Origin of the sequence: Pseudomonas sp. GZD-209, from assembly GCF_049310485.1 — a bacterium.
Taxonomy (GTDB): Bacteria; Pseudomonadota; Gammaproteobacteria; order Pseudomonadales; family Pseudomonadaceae; genus Aquipseudomonas; species Aquipseudomonas sichuanensis.
The window spans coordinates 1-18,521 of record NZ_JBMOWQ010000166.1; the positions used below are offsets into that span (position 1 = coordinate 1).

Below are 18,521 nucleotides of genomic sequence, written 5' to 3' on the forward strand. Positions count from 1 at the left end.
GTTGAATCGCGGGGCAAGCCCGCTCCCACGATGCTTGTGCAAGTCTGTGGAAGCGGGCTTGCCCCGCGAGGGTTTCAAAAGGCCTGCGGTTGCTCGGGCGGCATGATCACCTTGTGCGGTTCGAATTGCAGCTCAGGCATCTGCGTGGCGTAGCAGAACGTTGCCCCAAGCGCCGCCAGCAATGCCACATCCAGCCAGCGCCAGCCCGGCACGTGGGCTGCAGATTTCGCCTTCCAGCACCACCACGCCTGCCCCAGGGTAAATACCAGGATGGCCATCAACCACAGGTAGAACCCAGCGCCAAAACCGCTGAGGTCGTGGAAGGCATAGCTCTGGTTATCCGGCAGCCGTTCGACCGCGAAGCTGCTGGCCGCCAGGTACAGCGCCAGCAGGCCGCACGCCAGCGCCAGCCGCCGGAACCGGCGATGGGCAAGTACCGCCAAGGCCAACAAAGGGTTGGCAAACCACTGGTACAGCCCGAACGGGATGCCCCACGGCCCATACAGCAGCATCTGCAGCGCCGGCAAATGCCGCCCGGCACCGGTCAAGGCACCGTCGAATGCCAGGCTCAGCAGGTACAGGGCCAAGCTTGTGGTCAGGTAGAAGGCGGGCAAGTAAGGCACCTGGTAGCAGCGGGACGAAGTGCGACCTTAACCCAGCCCTCGCTGTCATTCCAAACCCGGTGCAGGTTCCATCACCTCGGCCGATGGGCTGATCCGTACGCCCAGGCTCGGCATGTTGGTCGCTACAACGATCGTCGCCACCAGCACCGCGATCAGTAGCCCATCGAACCAGCGCCAAGCCGGCATGCCTTGCGCCGAACTTGCCTTGCGGCACCACCACCCCTGCCCCAGGCAGAACAGCAGAATCGCCAGGGCCCAGAGGTAGTACCCGGTGCCAAAGCCAGACAGTGGCAGGAAGTCGTAGCTACGGTTGTCCGGCAGCCGCTCGATGCCCAGGCAACTGAGCGCCAGGCCCAGGGCGATCACCCCAGCGCCCAGCGCCACCCGGCGAAAGCGCCGACGGGCGAGTATCGCCAGCCCCAGCAGCGGGTTGGCAAACCACTGGTAGAGCCCGAAGGCGATGCCCCAGGGGCCCATGATCAATATCTGCAAGGCCGGCATATGCCCATCGACGCCCATCAACAGGCCGTCGAAACACAGGCTCAGCAGGAACAGTACAAGCGTGAAACTCACATAGAAAGCAGGCAACCGCAGGCTCCATCCATTATCCAAAGGCGCTGCCGAACGTCAGGCAACAGGCGGCTCGAGCAGCAAACCGTAAAGCCCTGAATCGGACAGCTCGCCGGCCACGCACCAGCGCGCGCGCAGCGTGCCTTCGAGCACGAAGCCCTGGCGCTCCAGGGTACGCGCCGAACCCTGGTTGCGCGGGTCGATTTCCGCCTCCAGGCGGCGCAGGTGCAGGGTGTGGGCCAGGTAGTCGATGAAGCAGGTCAGGGCTTCGTCCATGTAGCCGCGGCCCTGGACGGACTTGGCCAGGCAGTAGCCGATCTCGCCCCGGCGCGAGCCCTCTTCGAGGTTGAACAGCTGGACCATACCGATCAGCTCGTCGTTGTCGCGGCGGTACATGCCCAGTTTGAGCAACTGGCCGGCGGCATAGGCTTCACGGTCGGCGGCCAGGGCGCTCTCGGCCTCGGCCAGGGTCTGCCATGGGGCGTGGTACCAGTAACGCATCACTTCGGGGTCGGCCATGATGGTCAGCCATTGCTGCGCATCGCCATGGCGCATGGGGCGCAGCTGCAGGCGTGGGCTTTGCAGGCTCAGGTCGCTGGGGAAACTGCGGGGGTCGGGCACGCCGGGACTCCTGTCCGGTGGTGGGAGATGACAGTCTAGCGACAGTGGCCTGGCCTGGCACCCTGGAAAACAAACGGCGCCCACCGCGATGGCGCGTCGTGCAAACAAGGCGGACCAGGTGATGGCACAGGAGAGACTGGCCCGAAACAAAATGTGGGAGCGGGCTTGTCCCGCGATGCGCCGCGCGGGCGGCGCTCGATCTTCAGAGCGCTGCAAGGCTACCGTCATGCACCTGGTGGCCCTCCTGCGGTCTCAAGACAGGCTAGTGGGCGTCACACCATCGCCCCTGGAAAGCAGGATTTGGCAATAGCTCTCCCACATCTGTTTCGGCCAGTCATGCCTGTTGTCTCACCGCCGCTCGCCTTGCGAAAGGGCCGCAAAGTGGCCCCGGCCATAACCCTCAGAACCCCATGCTAAAGCTCACCGTCACCCCATGGTCGCGGGCATCATTGGACAGCTGCCCGGAATACCCGATGCCCAGCTTGCCACTCTCGCCCACCGCCAGGTCCAGCCCGGCCTCGACCACTGCCGCGTCCTTGGCAATCGGCACGCCCGAGGCACTGAAGCCTGCCCCGCCTTCGATAAAGCGCAGGTCGGCGTCGGGCTTGGTGTCGCCGAAGGCATGCCGCCAGCCCAACGACGCGCGCGGGGTGATGGCAGTGCCGTTGGCCAGCTCGATACGCTTGCCGGCGCGCAGGCCCAGGGTGGAATAGGTCACGTCCTGATCGACGCTGCCCTCCAGCCGCCCTGCCCCGCCCTTCTCATGGGCGGTGTCGCTGTCGTACTTGACGTAGGCCAGCCCGGCGAACGGCTCCAGGGCAATGCCGCCAGCGTCGATGGCGTAGCCCACTTCGCCGAACACCTGGGCGCTGCGTGCCTTGTACTTGGCCTTGAGGCGGTCGTTGTAGGCACCCACCTCGACGTCACGCTTGGTGTCGATGTCGTGCCAGCTATAAGCCACACCAAGGCGGGCGGCGAAGGCGTCCAACTGGTAGCCCAGGTAAGTGCTCAGGTGGTAGCTGTCGACCGAAGCATCCGAACGGCGCTGGTGCGCATCGATGCTGGAGTTGGTGTAGCCAGCGGCGATGCCGACCTTCCACTGCTCGTCCAGCGCCCGGTCGACGCCGAGCATGAAGCCCTGCAGCTCGCGATCGACACTGGCGTGGCTGCTGCTGCCATCGAAGTCGCCCCAACCGCCGAGGGCGCGGATCCAGCCGACGGCCTGGCCCTGGCAACCTTCGCTGGTGAGCTGCTGGTTGGCGCTGGGGGCCAGGGTGCGGCGTGGGTCGTCCTGGCGGCTGCAGTCGGCCTGGCGCAGGCGGTCGTTGACCGCTTCGCGAACGTAGCGCGAGTCCTCGATCAGCACGCTGGCCGTGCTGGCGTGAATCTCGCCGGACAGGCTGTCGAACGCCGCCCGGGCCTGCGCCGCGCTCATTGGCAGGATATTGCCGGTCAATTCGGCTGGCGCGCCTGGGCCGCTGAGAGCGGTGGCCACGCCACGCTGGTTGCCGCTGAGCGCGACCCCGGCAAAGCCGGTACCGTTGCGGCTCAGCGACAGGGTCACCTGGTTGGCGCCATAGGCCACGGCGCTGTTGAGGAAGGCCGAGTTGCTCAGGTTGGTGTTGGCGAATTTCCCGGTGACCCCGCCCGCGGCAGTGACCACGGTGTAATGGCCACTGCCACTGAAGCCGGCCAGGTTGACCACCTGCAGGCTGCCGCCGAGGTTGGCGGTGCCGCCGACGTCGAGGTAGCTGGTCGGGTTGCCGCTGACATCGACGAGCAGGCTGCCGCTGGCGGCGTTGGTGAAGTTGCCGGTGACATTGAGCTCACCGCCCTTGCCCGGCATCACCGTGCCCTGGTTGACCAGGCTGGCGACCGTGCCGGTGCCGGTCAGCGCGGCGCCATTGGCCACGGTGACCTGCGCCGCGAGGCTGGCGCCGGGGTTGGCGGCGTTGCCCACCTCAAGCACGCCCTGGTTGACGTTGAAGGCGCCGCTGAAGGCCTGGTTGCCGGTCAGCAGCAAGGTGCCGGCGCCGGTCTTGGTGGTGGTGCCGGTACCGGTCAGACTGCCGTTGAAGGTGCCATTGGTACCCTGGGCGAACACCAGGCTGGCGTTGTTGAGGATGTTGCCTTGCAGGCTGCGGGTATTGCCCATCAGGGTGCCGCCGCTGACCGTGGTGCCGCCGGTATAGGTGTTGGCGCCGGCCAGTACCAGAGTGCCCGAGTCGAGTTTCTGGATACCGCCGGTACCCACCAGCGGCGCGCTGATCAACGCCGTTGCGCCGGCATCCACACGCACCGCCGCAAGGGTGCCGCCGGCGCCGTTGGTGGCGGTCAGGCTGCCATTGTTGCCGGCCACCACTTGATAGCCATTGGTGAGGAACTGCATGCCGGTAAAGGCCTGGTTGCCGGCCACGGTCACGGTGCCGGCCTGGCCGCCGAACACAGCGAACTGCGCGCCCCAGCCGCTGCTGGTGGTGCCGGTGGAGTTGGTCCAGTTGGTGGCCGAGTTCCAGGTACCGCTGCCGCCACCGATGCTGCCGTTGGGGGTGGTCTGGCTGCCGTTCCAGAACTGCAGCGAACCGGCGGCGCCCTGCACCACCAGGTTGAGCTGGTTGGCGATGGCGGTCTGCAGGCTCAGGTCGCCCAGCACCACGCTGCCGGGGATGGCGCCGAACACCAGGCCGTTGTCGGTCAGTGAACCGCCATAGCTGAACAGGCGGTACACCCCTGGGCCGAAGCCGCCGGCGTCGGTGATGTTGAGGGTGCCGTCGACAGTCAGGTTGCCGGCCACCTGCACCACCGTGGTGGCAGCATTCGGCGCGCCGAGGCTCAAGTCCAGCGCGCTGCCCGAAGCCAGGCTCAGGCTGCCCACCGACAACGGCGTGCTGCCAGGGCCTGCGGCGAGGGTGGCGCCGTTCTGGATCTGCACCGCACCGGCCAGGGTGCCGCTGCCGCTCAGGCTAGCGCCGGTGGCGACCGTGACCGTGGCGCTGTCGAGGCGGCCGTTGACCACCAGGCGCCCGGCGTTGACGTTGGTGGCGCCGGTGAGGCCGTTGTTGCCGGTGAGCAGCAGCTCGCCGGTGCCGGCCTTGGTCAGGGTACCGCTGCCGGTGAGGTTGCCGGTGTAGCTGCCGTTGGCGTTCTGCTCGAAGGTCAGTGCAGCGTTGTTGACGATGGCGCCCTTGAGGCTGTCACTGTCGCCCACCAGGCTACCGGCGTTGATCAGGGTGCCGCCGGTGTAGCTGTTGCTGCCACTGAGGGTGAGCTGGGCGCTGCCGTTCTTGATCAGGCCGCCCGCGCCACTGAGGTTGCCGGCCAGTTCCAGGGCGTTGCTGCCGGCAATGGCCAGGGCGCCGTTGAGCACGGCGTTGTTGGCCAGGGTGACGGCGGTGTTGCTGTCCAGCGTGGTGCCGGCGGCGGCGGTCAGCACGCCGCTGCCCAGGGCGCTGTTGTTGCCCACCACCAGGGTGCCGCCGTTGAGCGCGGTGCCGCCGCTGTAGCCGTTGGCGGCGTTGAGCACCAGGGTGCCGGTGTCGTACTTGGCGATGCTGCCGGTGCCATTGAGGGCGACGTTGAGGGTAGCCGTTGCGCCGTTATCAACCCGCAGGTTGGTAGTGCCGGTGGTGAGCAGCTCACCGGCGGCGCCGGCATTGAGTACATAGCCGTTGCTGACGAACTGCATGCCGCCGATGGTCTGGCTGCCGTTGACGGTGACGGTGCCTGGGGTGCCCTGGAACACCGCGAAGGTGTCGTTCCATGTGCCGTTGAGCACGCCGTTGGCGTCGGTCCAGTTGGTGTTGGTGGCATCCCAGGTGCCGCTGCCACCGTCGATCACGCCGTTGGGGACGGACTGACTGCCATCCCAGAACAGCACGTTGCTGGCCCCACCAACCACCAGGTTGACCTGGTTGGCGATGGCGGTTTGCACGGTCAGGTCGCTGGCCGGCACCGGCGTGCTGCCGATGGCCATGCCGTTGTTGACCAGGCTGCCGCCGTAGGCGAACAGGCGGTACACCCCGGCGCCGAAGCCACCGATGTCGGTGATGTTGAGCGTGCCGCCGAGGGTCAGGTTGTTGGCCACGTTGACCAGCGGGGTGCTGCCGACCGGCGCACCGAGGGCGGCGTTGAAGTTGGCGCTGTTGCCGAGCACCAGGTTGCCGACGTTCAGGGTGCTGCCGCTGGCGGCGCTGAGGGTACCGCCGTTGGCCACCGACACCGTTCCGCCAATGCTGCCGCTGCCGCCCAGGGTGGCGCCGCTGGCAACGTTGACCGTGTTGCTGGCCAGGCTGCCGTTGACCACCAGGCCACCGGCCTGAACGTTGGTGGTGCCGCTGTGGCTGTTGCTGGCGCTGAGGGTCAGGGTATCGATGCCCATCTTGTTCAGGGTGCCGGTACCGCTGATGTCACCGGCGAATACGCCGCCCTGCACGCCCAGGCTGTTGCCCGCGGCGATCTGGATGGCGCCGCTGCCACCGATGTCGCCCAGGGTGGTGTTGCCGTCCAGGTTGAGGGTGGCGCCGCTGCTGACATTGAGCTCGCTCTGGCTGCCCAGGGCCGTGGTGCCGAGGGTGCTGAGGCTGCCGGCGAGCAGGTTGATGATGCCGCCGAAGGTGTTGTTGCCCGACAGGGTCAGGTCGGCCAGGCCGGTCTTGTTGAGGGTGCCGTTGCCGCTGAGCACGCCGGCCAGTTGCAGGTCGTTGCTGCCCAGCACGTTCAAGGTGCCGCTGACCGCGACCGGGTTGCCCAGGGTGACCGCGCTGCTGCTGTCGAGGTTGGCGTTGCCGGTGACGCTCAGGCCACCACTGCCGAGCGCTGCGTTGTTGCCGACCACCAGCGTGCCCGCCTGCAGCTCGGTACCACCGCTGTAGGTATTGGCGCCACTGAGCGTCAACGCCGAGGCACCGCTCTTGACCAGGCTCCCGGTACCCGCCAGGGTGCCGCCGAGGGTCAGGTCGTTGCTGCCCAGCACGTTGAACAGGCCGGCCAGGTTGACGTTGTTGGCCAGGGTCACGGCCTGGCTGCTCTGCAGGCTGGTGCCGGCAGCCGCATTGAGCGCGCCGCTGCCCAGCGCCGTGTTGGAACCGACGATCAAGGTACCGGCGTTGAGCGCAGTGTTGCCGCTGTAGGTGTTGTTGCCGGCCAGCAGCAGGCTGGCGTTGCCGGCCTTGACCAGGCCGCCGCTGCCGCTGATGTCGCCATTGAGCGCCAGGTCGTTGCTGCCGGCGATGTTCAACGGCCCGGTCAGGCTGATGGCGTTGCCCAGTGCCACGGTCTTGTTGCTGTCCAGGGTGGTACCCGCCGTGGTGCTCAGCACGCCGCTGCCCAGGGCACTGTTGCTGCCGACGATCAGCGTGCCACCGCTGAGGGTGGTGCCGCCGCTGTAGCTGTTGCTGCCATTGAGCACCAGGGTGCCGGTGTCGAGCTTGTTCAGCTTGCCGCTGCCGGCCAGGGCCACGTCGAGGGTCGCGATGGCGCCTGGGTCGACGCGCACGCTGGTGTCGCCGCTACTGCCGTTGACCAGATTGAGCACGCCGCCGGCACCGCCCAGCAGGTGGTAGCCGTTGCTGACGAACTGCATGCCATTGATGGCTTGTGGGCCAACCACGGTGACATCGCCGGCAGTGCCCTGGAACACCGCGAAGCTGCCGTTCCAGGCGCTGTTGGTGGTGCCGTTGAGGTCGGTCCAGTTGCTGCTGCCGGCGTTCCAGGTGCCGGTGCCGCCGTTTACCTGGCCGTCGGCGGTGGTGTTGCTGCCGTCCCAGAACAGGATGTTCTGGCCATTGGCATTGACCAGCAGGTTGATCTGGTTGGCCTGGCTGGTCTGCAGGGTCAGGTCGCCGAGACCGAAGCCAAAGGGCAGGTTGCCGAAGTCCAGGCCGTTGTCGGTGAGCAAGCCTGCGTAGTCGAAGATCCGGTACACGCCGTTGCCGAAACCACCGATATTGCTGACGTTGAGGGTGCCGTCGAGGGTCAGGTTGCCGCCGACGTTGAACAGTGCGGTACCACCGGTGGCGGGCGAGCCAAGCCCGGCATCGACGATCGAACCGCTGTTCAGCACCAGCGAACCCAGGCCCAGGGTGCTGCCGCTCGTGCCGGCCAGATGCCCGCCATTGCTGATGATGACCGTGGCGTTGGCGCTGCCGCTGCCGGTGAGGGTGGCGCCGCTGGCGACGGTCAGCAGGTTGCTGCCCAGGGTGCCATCGACCTTCAGGGTGCCGCCATTGACGTTGGTGTTGTCGGCGAGGTTGCTGATGCCGGTCAGGGTCAGGGTGCCGGTCCCGACCTTGGTCAGGCCGCCGAGGCCGTTGAGGCTGCCGGCGAAGGTGTTGCTTAGGTTGTTGCTGCCCAGGCTCAGGACGCTGCCGATACCGACATCGACCTGACCGCTGCCGGTCAGGCTGCCGAGGCTGGCGTTGCCATTGAGGTTGAGCTGGCCGCTGGCGCCGACATTGAGGTTATCGACGTTGGCCAGCACGCCGCTGCCCAGGGTGGTAAGGGAGCCGGCCTGGATATCGACGTCGCCGGTGAAGGTCTTGGTGCCGACCAGAGTGAGGTCGTCGACGCCGGTCTTGATCAGGTTGCCGGTACCACTGAGGTCACCGCTGAGGATCAGCGCGTTGTCGACGGCGAAGGTCAGGTTGGCGTTGTTGCTCAGGGCGATGGTGTTGCCCAGGGCCATGGGCGCGGTGTTGGCCAGGGCGGCATCGGCGCTGACCGAAAGGGTGCCGGTGCCCAATGCGCCACTGCTGCCCAGGGTCAGGCGCCCGGCATTGAGCTGGGTGCCGCCCTGGTAACCGTTGTTGCCGTTGAGGGTCAGGTTGCCGCTGCCGTTCTTGGTCAGCCCGGCGGTACCGTTGATCACGCCGTTGAGGGTCAGGTCGTTGGCGCCAGCGACAGTCAGGCCGGCGTTGAGGGTGACGTTGTTGGCCAGGCTGACGTTGCTGCCGGCGCTCAGGATCGAGGCCCCGGCGACGGTCAGGGCGCCCTGCCCCAGCGCATTGTCGTTGCCGACCACCAGTTGGCCGGCGTTCAGGGTGGTGCCACCCAGGTAGTTGTTGGCGCCATTGAGGGTCAGGGTATCGGCGCCCAACTTGTTCAAGCTACCAACGCCATCGAGCACGCCGTTGAGGGTTAGGTCGGCGCTGCCCAGCACATTGAGCAGCCCGCCCAGGTGCACAGCGTTACCGAGGGTAACGCCCGCGCCGCTGGCATCAAGGCTGGTATTGGCGCCGGTGCTCAGGGCGCCAGTGCCCAGGGCGGTATTGCTGCCCACCACCAGGGTACCGCCGTTGAGCGTGGTGCCGCCGCTGTAGGTGTTGTTGCCGTTGAGGGTCAGGCTGGCGGCGCCGTTCTTGATCAGGCTGTTGTTGCCCGCAACCACGCCGTTGAGGGTCAGCGCCTGGCCGCCGCCGAGGGTGAGGTTGCCGCCAGCCAGGTTGATGGCGTTGCCCAGCGCCAGCGCCAGGCTGGTATCGAGGGTAGCGGCGCCGGTCACGTTCAGCGCGCCGCTGCCCAGGGCGCCGGCATTGCCCAGCAGCAGGCTGCCGGCTTGCAGCGCGGTACCGCCGGTGTAGGTGTTGTTGCCGTTGAGGATCAGTTGGCCGCTGCCCAGCTTGTTCAGGCCGCCATCGCCACTGATGACGCCGTTGAGGGTCAGCGCCTGGGTATTGCTGACGCCAAGGGTGGTACCGCTGCCAAGGCCGATGGCGTTGGCCACCTGCAGCACCCCGCTGCTGGCCAGTGTGCTGTTGCCGGTCACCGCCAGGTTGCCCGAGCCCAGCGCAGTGTTATTGCCCAGGGTCAGGGTACCGGCCCCGAGGGTGGTGGTCCCCTGGTAGGTGTTGGCGGCGCCGAGGGTCAGGTTGCCGGTGCCGGTCTTGCTCAGGCCACCGCTGCCGCTGATCACGCCGTTCAGCGCCAGGTCATTGTTGCCGGTCAGGCTCAGGTTGCCGTTGAGCAACACCTGGTTGGCCACGGTCAGCGCGCCGAGGGTGGCCAGGTTGGCGGCGGCGCCGACGGTGAGGGTACCGGTGCCCAGCGCCTGGTTGTTGCCCAGGGTCAGGGTGCCGGCGTTGAGGGTCACACCGCCGGTGAAGGTGTTGGCGCCACTGAGGGTCAGGTTGCTGGCACCGTTCTTGGTCAGGCTGCCGGCACCGGTGACAAGGCCGCCCAGGCCCAGGTCGTTGCTACCGGCGATGGTCAGGTTGCCACCGAGGTTGACGGTGTTGCCGATGTTCAGCGCCGTGCTGCTGTCGAGCGTGGTGCCGGCGGCAGCATTGAGCTGGCCCAGGCCGAGGGCGCTGGCGTTACCGAGCACCAGGGTGCCGGCATTGAGGTTGGTGTTGCCCAGGATGCCGTTGGTCCCGTTCAGGGTCAGGGTGCCGCTGCCGGTCTTGGTCAAGCCGCCGACACCGTTGATATTGCCGCCCAACGTCAGGTTCTGGGCACCGGCAATGGTCAGGGCGCCAGCCAGGTTGATCTGGTTGGCCAGAGTCACGTTGGCGTTGCTGCTCAAGGTCGTGCCACCTGCGGCATTCAACGCACCAGTACCCAACGCGGTGTTGCTGCCCACGACAAGCGTGCCGCCGTTGAGGCTGGTGATGCCCTGGTAGCTGTTGCTGCCGTTGAGGGTGAGCACGCCGCTGCCAGATTTGATCAGCCCGCCGGTGCCGCTCACGACGCCGTTGAGGGTCAGGTTGTTGCTGCCCGGCAGGGAGAGGTTGGCGTTCAGGGCGACGCTGTTGGCCAGGCTGAAATCGCCCGTGCTGGTCAGGCTGGAAGCCCCGTTGACCGTGAGGCCACCTGTGCCCAGTGCCTGGGCGTTGCCCAGGGTCAGGGTGCCGGCGCCTAGCGTGGTGCCGCCGCTGTAGGTGTTGGCGTTGCCCAGGGTGAGGTTGGCGCCACCGATCTTGTTCAGGCTGCCATTGCCCGAGACGATACCGGCCAGGCCAAGGTCGGCGCTGCCGGCCACGGTCAGCGCGCCGTTCAGGGTGAAGGCGTTGCCGAGGGTGACGGCGGTGTTGCTGTCCAGGCTGGTGCCCGCTGCGGTGCTGACCGAGCCGGTGCCCAGGGCGGTGTTGCTGCCGACGACCAGCGACCCGCCGTTGAGCAGGGTGCCGCCGGTGTAGCTGTTGGCACCGTTGAGCACCAGGGTGCCGCTGTCGAGTTTGGCCAGCTGGCCGCTGCCGGACAGGCCAACGTTGAGCGTGGCGGTGACGCCTGGGTCGACACGCACAGCGAAAGCGCCGTTGCTGCCGTTGACCAGGTTCAGGCCACCGGCGCCGATCAGGCGGTAGCCGTTGGTGACGAACTGCAGGCCGGTGGCTGCCTGGGTGCCGACCAGGGTCACATCGCCCGCCGTACCCTGGAAGATGGCGAAGTCACCGCCCCAGGCGCTGTTGAGCGTGCCGTTGACGTTGGTCCAGTTGCTGCCGCCGGCACTCCAGGTGCCTGTACCGCCATCGACCGAGCCGTTGGCGACGGTCTGGCTGCCATCCCAGAACTGCACGCCGCCGGCCGCGCCACCAACCAGCAGGTTGACCTGGCTGCCGACGCTGGTCTGCACCTGCAGGTCGCCCGGCAACACGCTGCCGGGTATGGCGCCGAACACCACGCCGTTGTCCACCAGCGCCCCGGTGTAGTCGAACAGGCGATAGAGACCCACGCCGAAGCCACCGAGGTCGCTGACATTGAGGGTGCCGTCGAGGGTCAGGTTGCCATTGACGCTGACCAGCGCAGTGCCGCCGGTGGACGGCCCGGCCAAGCCGAAATCGAGGATCGAGCCGCTGTGCAGGGTGAGTGCACCGGTCGTGAGAGTGGCGCCGCTGTTGGCCAGCAGGTGCGCGCCATTGGCGATGTCCACGGCGCCCAGCAGGCTGCCGGTGCCGCCCAGGCTGGCACCGCTGTTGACCTGCACGTTGGCGCTGGCCAAGGCACCGCTGACGTTGAGCAGGCCGCCATTGACCGTGGTGTTGCCCGCCAGCACGTTGACGCCGGACAGCTCCAGGCTGCCGCTGCCGTTCTTCACCAGCCCGCCCGCACCAGCCAGCACGCCGCTGAAGATGTTGTTGAGGTTGTTACCGCCCACGCTCAGGTTGCCGCCACCCGCCACGTTCACCGTGCCGGCGCCGCTCAGGCCGCCGACGGTGGCACTGTTGCCGAGGTTGAGGCTGGCACCGGCGCCAACATTGAGCGCCGAGGCATTGCCCAGGGCGCCAGTGCCGACGATGGTGAGGCTGCCGCCGAGCAGGTCGATGGCGCCGCTGAAGGTGTTGTTGCCGGCCAGTGTCAGGTCGGAAAGGCCGTTCTTGATCAGGCCGCCCGTGCCACTGATCACCCCGCTCAGGGTGAGGTCGTTGCTGCCGCCCAGGGTCAGGTTGGCACCCAGGCCGATGTTATTGGCGAGGTTGAGCACGGCGCTGTTATCGAGGCTGGCGGCACCGGTCACGTTCAAGGCGCCACTGCCCAGGGCGTTGCCGTTGCCGATGACCACGCCACCGGCATTGAGGGTGGTGCCACCGGTGTAGGTGTTGACGCCATTGAGGGTCAGGGTGGCAAGGCCGTTCTTGATCAGCTGCCCTGCCCCGCTGAGCACGCCGCCGAGGGTCAGGGCGTTGCTGCCGCCCAGGGTGAGGTTGGCGTTGAGCGCGACATTGTTGCCCAGGCTGATGGCGGTGCTGTTGTCCAGGGAGGCCGCGCCGCCCACGGTCAGGGCGCCGCTGCCGATGGCGCTGCCACTGCCCAGCACCAGGCCACCCGCGTTGAGCACGGTGCCGCCGCTGTAGGTGTTCAGGCCGTTGAGGGTGACGGTGGCAGCGCCGTTCTTGATCAACTGGCCGGTGCCATCGATCAAACCGCCGAGGACCAGGTTGTTGCTGCCGCCAAGGGTGAGGTCGGCGTCGAGGGTGATGGCATTGCCGACGCTGATGGTATCGCTGTTGTCGAGGCTGGCGTTGCCGGCGACGGTGAGCTTGCCCACGCCCAGCGAAGTACCGTTGCCGAGCACCAGGCCACCAGCGTTGAGGGTGGTGCCGCCCAGGTAGGCATTGGGGCCGGACAGGGTCAGGGTCGCGCTGCCGTTCTTGATCAAGCTGCCGGCACCGCTGATCAGGCCGCCGAGGCCGAGGTTGGCGCTGCCGCCGATGGTCAGGGCACCGGCCAGGTTGACGGCGTTGCCAAGGATGACGGCAGTGCTGGCATCCAGCTGGGTGCCGGCGGCGGCATTGAGCGCGCCGCTGCCCAGCGCGGTGTTGCTGCCAACCACGATGCGCCCGGCGTTGAGGTTGGTGGCGCCGACGTAGGTGTTGGCACCGTTGAGGGTCAGGGTGCTGGCGCCGTTCTTGGTCAGGCCGCCGACGCCGGCAACCACACCGCCAAGCGTGAGGTCGTTGCTGCCGGCCAGGTTGAGGTTGCCCGCCAGGTTGAGGTTGTTGGCCAGGCTCAGCCCGGCCACGCTGCTGTCCAGGGTGGTGTTGGCGGCGGCGTTGAGCGTGCCGGTGCCGAGCGCGGTGTTGCTGCCGAGCACCAGGGTGCCGGCGTTGAGCGTGGTGGTGCCGCTCTGGGAGTTGTTGCCACTGAGGGTCAGGCTGCCTGCGCCGTTCTTGATCAACCCGCCGGCGCCACTGATGTTGCCGGCCAGGTTCAGGTTATTGGCGCCGGCCACGGTCAGGTTGCCGCCCAGGCTGACGGCGTTGTTCAGGGCCATGGCCACGGTATTGCTCAGCGTGGCGGCGCCACCGACGGTCAAGCCCCCGGTACCGAGCGCGGCGGCATCGGCCAGGGTCAGGGTGCCGGCGTTGAGGGTCAGGCCACCGCTGAAGGTGTTGGCACCGGCCATGGTGAGGTTGCTGCTGCCGTTCTTGACCAGGGCGCCGGTTCCGCTGACCACCCCGCCCAGGGTGGTGGCGTTGCTCCCTGCCAGGGTCAGGGTGTTGCTCCCCAGGTTGATGGCGTTGCCCAGGTTGACCGCAGTGCTGGCGTCGAGCCCGGCATTGCCGCCAAGGGTCAGCGCGCCAGTACCCAGGGCGTTGTTGTGGCCCAGGATCAGTTGCCCGGCGTTGAGTGTGGTGCCACCGCTGAAGGTGTTGTTGCCGCTGAGGGTCAGCCCGGCGCTGCCGTTCTTCACCAGTGCGCCGGTGCCGCTGATCACCCCGCCGAGGGTGGTGGCGCTGGTGCCCAGCAGGCTGAGGGTGTTGGCGCCGAGGTTGACGGCATTGCCCAGGCTGACTGCGGTGCTGGCATCGAGGCTGGCATTGCCGCCCAGGGTCAGTGCGCCGCCGCCCAGGGCATTGCTGTGGCCGACGGTAAGCTTGCCGTTGTTCAGCGTCAGGCCGCCGCTGAAGGTGTTGTTGCCGTTCAGGGCCAGGTCGCTGACACCGTTCTTGACCAGCGCGCCGGTGCCGCTGATCACGCCGCCCAGGGTGGTGGCGCTGGTGCCCAGCAGGTTGAGGGTGTTGGCCCCCAGGTTGATCGCATTGCCCAGGCTGACTGCAGTGCTGGCATCGAGGCTGGCGTTGCCGGTCAGGGCCAGGGCACCCGTGCCCAGCGCGGCGCTGTTGCCCAGGGTGAGCGTGCCTGCGGCCAGGCTGGTACCGCCGCTGTAGGTGTTGACGCCGTTGAGGGTGAGGCCGGCTGTGCCGTTCTTGACCAGGCTGCCGGTGCCGCCGATCACGCCGCCGAGGGTGAGTGCGTTGTTGCCCGTCAAGGTGAGGGCACTGCTGCCCAGGTTGATGGTGTTGCCCAAGGACATCGCCGCCGTGGTGTCCAGGCTGGCGTTGCCGGTGAGGCCCAGGGCTCCCGTGCCCAGAGCGTTGCTGTTGCCCAGGGTGAGGGTGCCGGTGGCCAGGGTGGTGCCGCCGCTGAAGGTGTTGACGCCGTTGAGGGTCAGGTTGCCGCTACCGCTCTTGACCAGTGAGCCGGTACCGCTGAGCACACCGCCCAGGGTCAGGGCATTGCTGCCAGGCAGGCTGAGGGCGGCGTTGAGTGCCACGGCGTTGTTCAGCACCAGCGGCACACTGCCTTGCAGGCTGCCGGCGCCGTTGACGGTCAGCCCGCCGGTGCCAAGCGCCGCAGCGCTGGTCAGGTTGAGGCCGCCGGCGGCCAGGGTGGTGCCGCCGCTGTAAGTGTTGGTGCCGCCAAGGGTGAGCAGGCCGGCGCCGGTCTTGGTCAGCCCGCCAACACCACTGACCAACCCGTTGAGGGCCATGTCGGTGGCGCCGCCGACGTTCAGGCCGGCGTTCAAGGTCAGCGCGTTGCTCAGGCTCAGCCCGCCAATGGTGCCTGCCAGGCCGCCGCCGTTGGCGGTAATGGCGCCGCTGCCGAAGGCGTTGGAGTTGTCGAAGTTGACCAGGCCGCCGTTGAGGGTGGTCTGGGTGGTGCCGTTGAGCACCTGGCCGAGCAGGCTCCAGGTGCCGCTGTCGACGATCAGCCGGCTGAAGTTGATGTAGTTGCTGGCGTTAATGGTGCCGCTGCCACTGGTGCCGCTGCCGCCGCCGAGGGCGTTCTGCAGAGCCAGGGTGTTGGTACCGCCGGCGCCACCGTCGATCTTGCCCGCCGCCGCGTAGGCGAGGTTGGGGTTGCTGGTGACCAGCAGGGCCACGCCGACGCCCAACCCCGCGCCGACACCGGAACCGGTGATGGCGTTGAAACGGTTGGTGCTGTTGGCGCCCATCGACAGGCTGCCGGTGAGGGTGCCGGCGTTGGTGAAGGTGTTGCCTGCCGCAGAGGCCTCGAAGGCTGCCCGGCCGAGGATGGTGCCGGTGTTGGTGAAGTTCACCGTGCCGCCGCCGGTCACGGCGATCACCGGGGTGTCCTCGCTCAGCAGGGTCAGGCCGAGCAGCGCCGAGGAGCCGATGGTGCCGGCGTTGGTTATGGTGGTGACGCCACCTGCACCGTTGCGCGCATCCAGCGCCATGCCCGTGAGGTTCAGCAGGCTCGCGCCAAGCAAGGCACCCGTGCCCTTGATCACGCCCGAGGCGTTGTTGTTGATGGTGAGGGTGCTGCCGGTGCCGGTGTTGCCGATCAGCAAGCCACTGGACTGAATGCTCAGCAACCCCAGCAAGGTCGGGTCGATGGTGCCGGAGTTGTTCAAGGTGTTGTTGTTGCCGGCCAGCGACAACGAGGTGCCGCCCACGCCCAGCAGCGTCCCCAGGCTGGCGCCTGGGTTGACGGTGACCGTGAGGCCACTGGCGCCGTTGGTGTAGCTCGGCGCCAGCGGGTTGGCCGCGCCATTGCAGGTGATAATGGACCCCGCCGCACTACAGGCGGCCAGCGCCTGTTCACTGGTGAGGGAAAGGGCCATGCCCCCGACAACCAGGCTGACAGCCAGGGACAATTGCGAGAGACGAGCAGGCAAACGGGCGGCGACACTTCTGTCCACGGAGAGCTCCTTCGTGGATCAGGTCATTCAGTCCTTGAATACGTGTATCGCGGTGATGCAGAAGCGCGACACATGTCGGCCGAAACGCCTGACCCTGGCTACAAGTTCCTTTGTGGAAATGTGTAGCCGCTCAAGCACGGACAGCACGCCGCTCGGGGCGGTCAAATGGTGTTAATACTATTTCGAGGCAGTACGAACTACGCGGCTTGCAGCGCAGTCGGGAATGGATCCATCCGACAAGCGGTCATGGCCAATCGCCAGAATGTGACCGCTTCACCGTTTTTACTTGCGCCTCAGGCAACCTCGGCGCCGTCGTCCGGCCAATGCGGCTCGTTGGCGCCAGGCGGTGTCAGGGGGGGCAGGCCGTAGGCCGCACGGGCGTCGTCGCAGCTGGGGTTGTGCACGCCGTGCTCCCAGGATGCTTCGAATTCACGGCAGGGGCTGGAGCGGTTCTCGTAGATGCCGCAGGCGACCTGCTTGCCGATCTCGCCCCCCAGGCTGGTACAGCGGCAGGGCTTGGCGTCGGTGCCGATCATGGCGACGCGGGTCGGGTTGATCTGCACTACCAGGTCGTCAGGCACCAGGCCGCCGGCCGACTGGCATTCACCCCAGAAGAAAGACACACGAAAGTAGCCGCAGCAGGCGCCGCAGGTCAGGCAAGGGTTCTGTTCGGACATGATGACCAGGGAGGGAGGTTGTTGTTATCGGGGCGAGCGCCCGCGGCGCTATTTGTAATCCAGGCGCGACTGGCTGAGAAGAGGGGGAATGAAAAAAAGATCGCCGCTGATCGGCGTAAACGCATCGCGGGGCAAGCCCGCTCCCACGCTGCCATGAAGACGTGGGAGCGGCGGTGCGCCGATGCGACTTGCCCCGCGATCAGGCCTAGCCTGCTTACTTACTGGTCAACCCATCGGCACGGAACATCTGGCGAATGCCGCGGATGGCCTGGCGAATGCGGTCCTGGTTCTCGATCAGGGCGAAGCGCACATGGTCATCGCCGTAGTCACCAAAACCAACGCCCGGCGACACGCAGACCTTGGCTTCAGCCAGCAGCTTCTTGGAAAACTCCAGCGAACCGAGGTGTGCGTACTGTTCGGGGATCTTGGCCCAGACGTACATCGACGCTTTGGGGTTCTCGACCATCCAGCCCATCTCGTGCAGGCCCTTGACCAGCAGGTTGCGGCGCTGGCGGTACTGCTCGGCGATGTCGCGCACGCACTGCTGGTCGCCTTCCAGGGCGGCGATGGCCGCTACCTGCAACGGGGTGAAGGTGCCGTAGTCGTGGTAGCTCTTGATGCGTGCCAGGGCGCTGACCAGCTCCGGGTTGCCGACCATGAAGCCGATCCGCCAGCCGGCCATGTTGTAGCTCTTGGACAGGGTGAAGAACTCCACCGCGATGTCCTTGGCCCCCGGCACCTGCATGATCGACGGCGCCTTCCAGCCGTCGTAGACGATATCGGCGTAGGCCAGGTCGTGCACTACCAGCACGTCGTACTGCTTGGCCAGGGCCACCACGCGCTCGAAGAAGTCCAGCTCGACGCACTGGGCAGTGGGGTTGGACGGGAAGCCGAGGATCATCATCTTCGGCTTGGGGATCGACTCGCGGATCGCCCGCTCCAGCTCGTTGAAGAAGTCCACACCCGGCACCAGCGGCACCGAGCGCACCTGGGCGCCGGCGATCACCGCGCCGTAGATGTGGATCGGGTAGCTGGGGTTGGGCACCAGCACGGTGTCGCCCTGGTCGAGGGTGGCGAGCATCAGGTGCGCCAGGCCCTCTTTCGAGCCGATGGTGACGATGGCTTCGCTTTCCGGGTCGATCTCGACCTCGTAGCGGTCCTTGTACCAGTTGGAGATGGCCCGGCGCAGGCGCGGGATACCGCGCGAGGTGGAATAGCCATGGGTGTCTTCACGCTGGGCGACCTGCACCAGCTTCTCGACGATGTGCGGCGGGGTGGCGCCATCGGGGTTGCCCATGCTCAGGTCGATGATGTCCTCGCCACGGCGGCGGGCAGCCATCTTGAGCTCGGCGGTGATGTTGAAGACGTAAGGGGGCAGACGATCGATGCGCGCGAAACGGCGCGGCGAACCTGGATTGGCCATGGTTTCCTCTGGAGACGTAAGCGCCCGGAACCGTCCGAGCGACGTTGGCCGCTGCGGCGGCCGAAACAGAAGATAGTGCCGAAACAGTATTTTCGTAAAGGATAATTTCCTGTTTTGTTATATTTTTTCAGGCACATTTTTTGAAAATCAAAGATTTATGTTTTCAAGGCCGGCCTCTTCGCGGGTAAACCCGCTCCCACAGGGTTAGCGCGGTTCCTGCGGGAGCG

The 18,521-nt window shown here is 67.0% G+C and carries 6 protein-coding genes; all 6 read right to left on the bottom strand.

Annotated elements, in window-relative coordinates:
- Nucleotides 1–74 precede the first annotated feature (74 nt).
- Nucleotides 75–614 carry a hypothetical protein gene (locus ACO6VM_RS18990; protein ID WP_401059879.1) on the bottom strand — a complete coding sequence of 180 codons (540 nt, stop codon included), beginning with the start codon at nt 612–614 and terminating at the stop codon, nt 75–77.
- A gap of 54 nt (nt 615–668) precedes the next feature.
- Complete coding sequence (locus ACO6VM_RS18995; protein ID WP_401059877.1) at nt 669–1,211, bottom strand: hypothetical protein; 543 nt, start codon at nt 1,209–1,211, stop codon at nt 669–671.
- A 39-nt stretch (nt 1,212–1,250) separates the two neighbouring features.
- Nucleotides 1,251–1,814, bottom strand: coding sequence for a GNAT family N-acetyltransferase (locus ACO6VM_RS19000; protein ID WP_125860225.1), 564 nt, complete (start codon nt 1,812–1,814; stop codon nt 1,251–1,253).
- Nucleotides 1,815–2,214: 400 nt separating this feature from the next.
- Complete coding sequence (locus ACO6VM_RS19005; protein WP_422403650.1) at nt 2,215–16,194, bottom strand: autotransporter-associated beta strand repeat-containing protein; 13,980 nt, start codon at nt 16,192–16,194, stop codon at nt 2,215–2,217.
- Nucleotides 16,195–16,487: 293 nt separating this feature from the next.
- Nucleotides 16,488–16,871, bottom strand: a complete 384-nt coding sequence (locus ACO6VM_RS19010) for a YkgJ family cysteine cluster protein (protein ID WP_110994885.1) — start codon at nt 16,869–16,871, stop codon at nt 16,488–16,490.
- Between the two features lie 214 nt (nt 16,872–17,085).
- On the bottom strand, nt 17,086–18,294 hold the full coding sequence (gene alaC / locus ACO6VM_RS19015) for an alanine transaminase (protein ID WP_110995869.1): 1,209 nt from the start codon (nt 18,292–18,294) through the stop codon (nt 17,086–17,088).
- Between the last annotated feature and the right edge of the window lie 227 nt (nt 18,295–18,521).

Excerpts from the sequence above, each read along its gene's own strand:
- ACO6VM_RS19010 (WP_110994885.1), bottom strand. The coding sequence starts at position 16,871 with ATGTCCGAACAGAACCCTTGCCTGACCTGCGGCGCCTGCTGCGGCTAC.
- alaC (WP_110995869.1), bottom strand. The coding sequence starts at position 18,294 with ATGGCCAATCCAGGTTCGCCGCGCCGTTTCGCGCGCATCGATCGTCTG.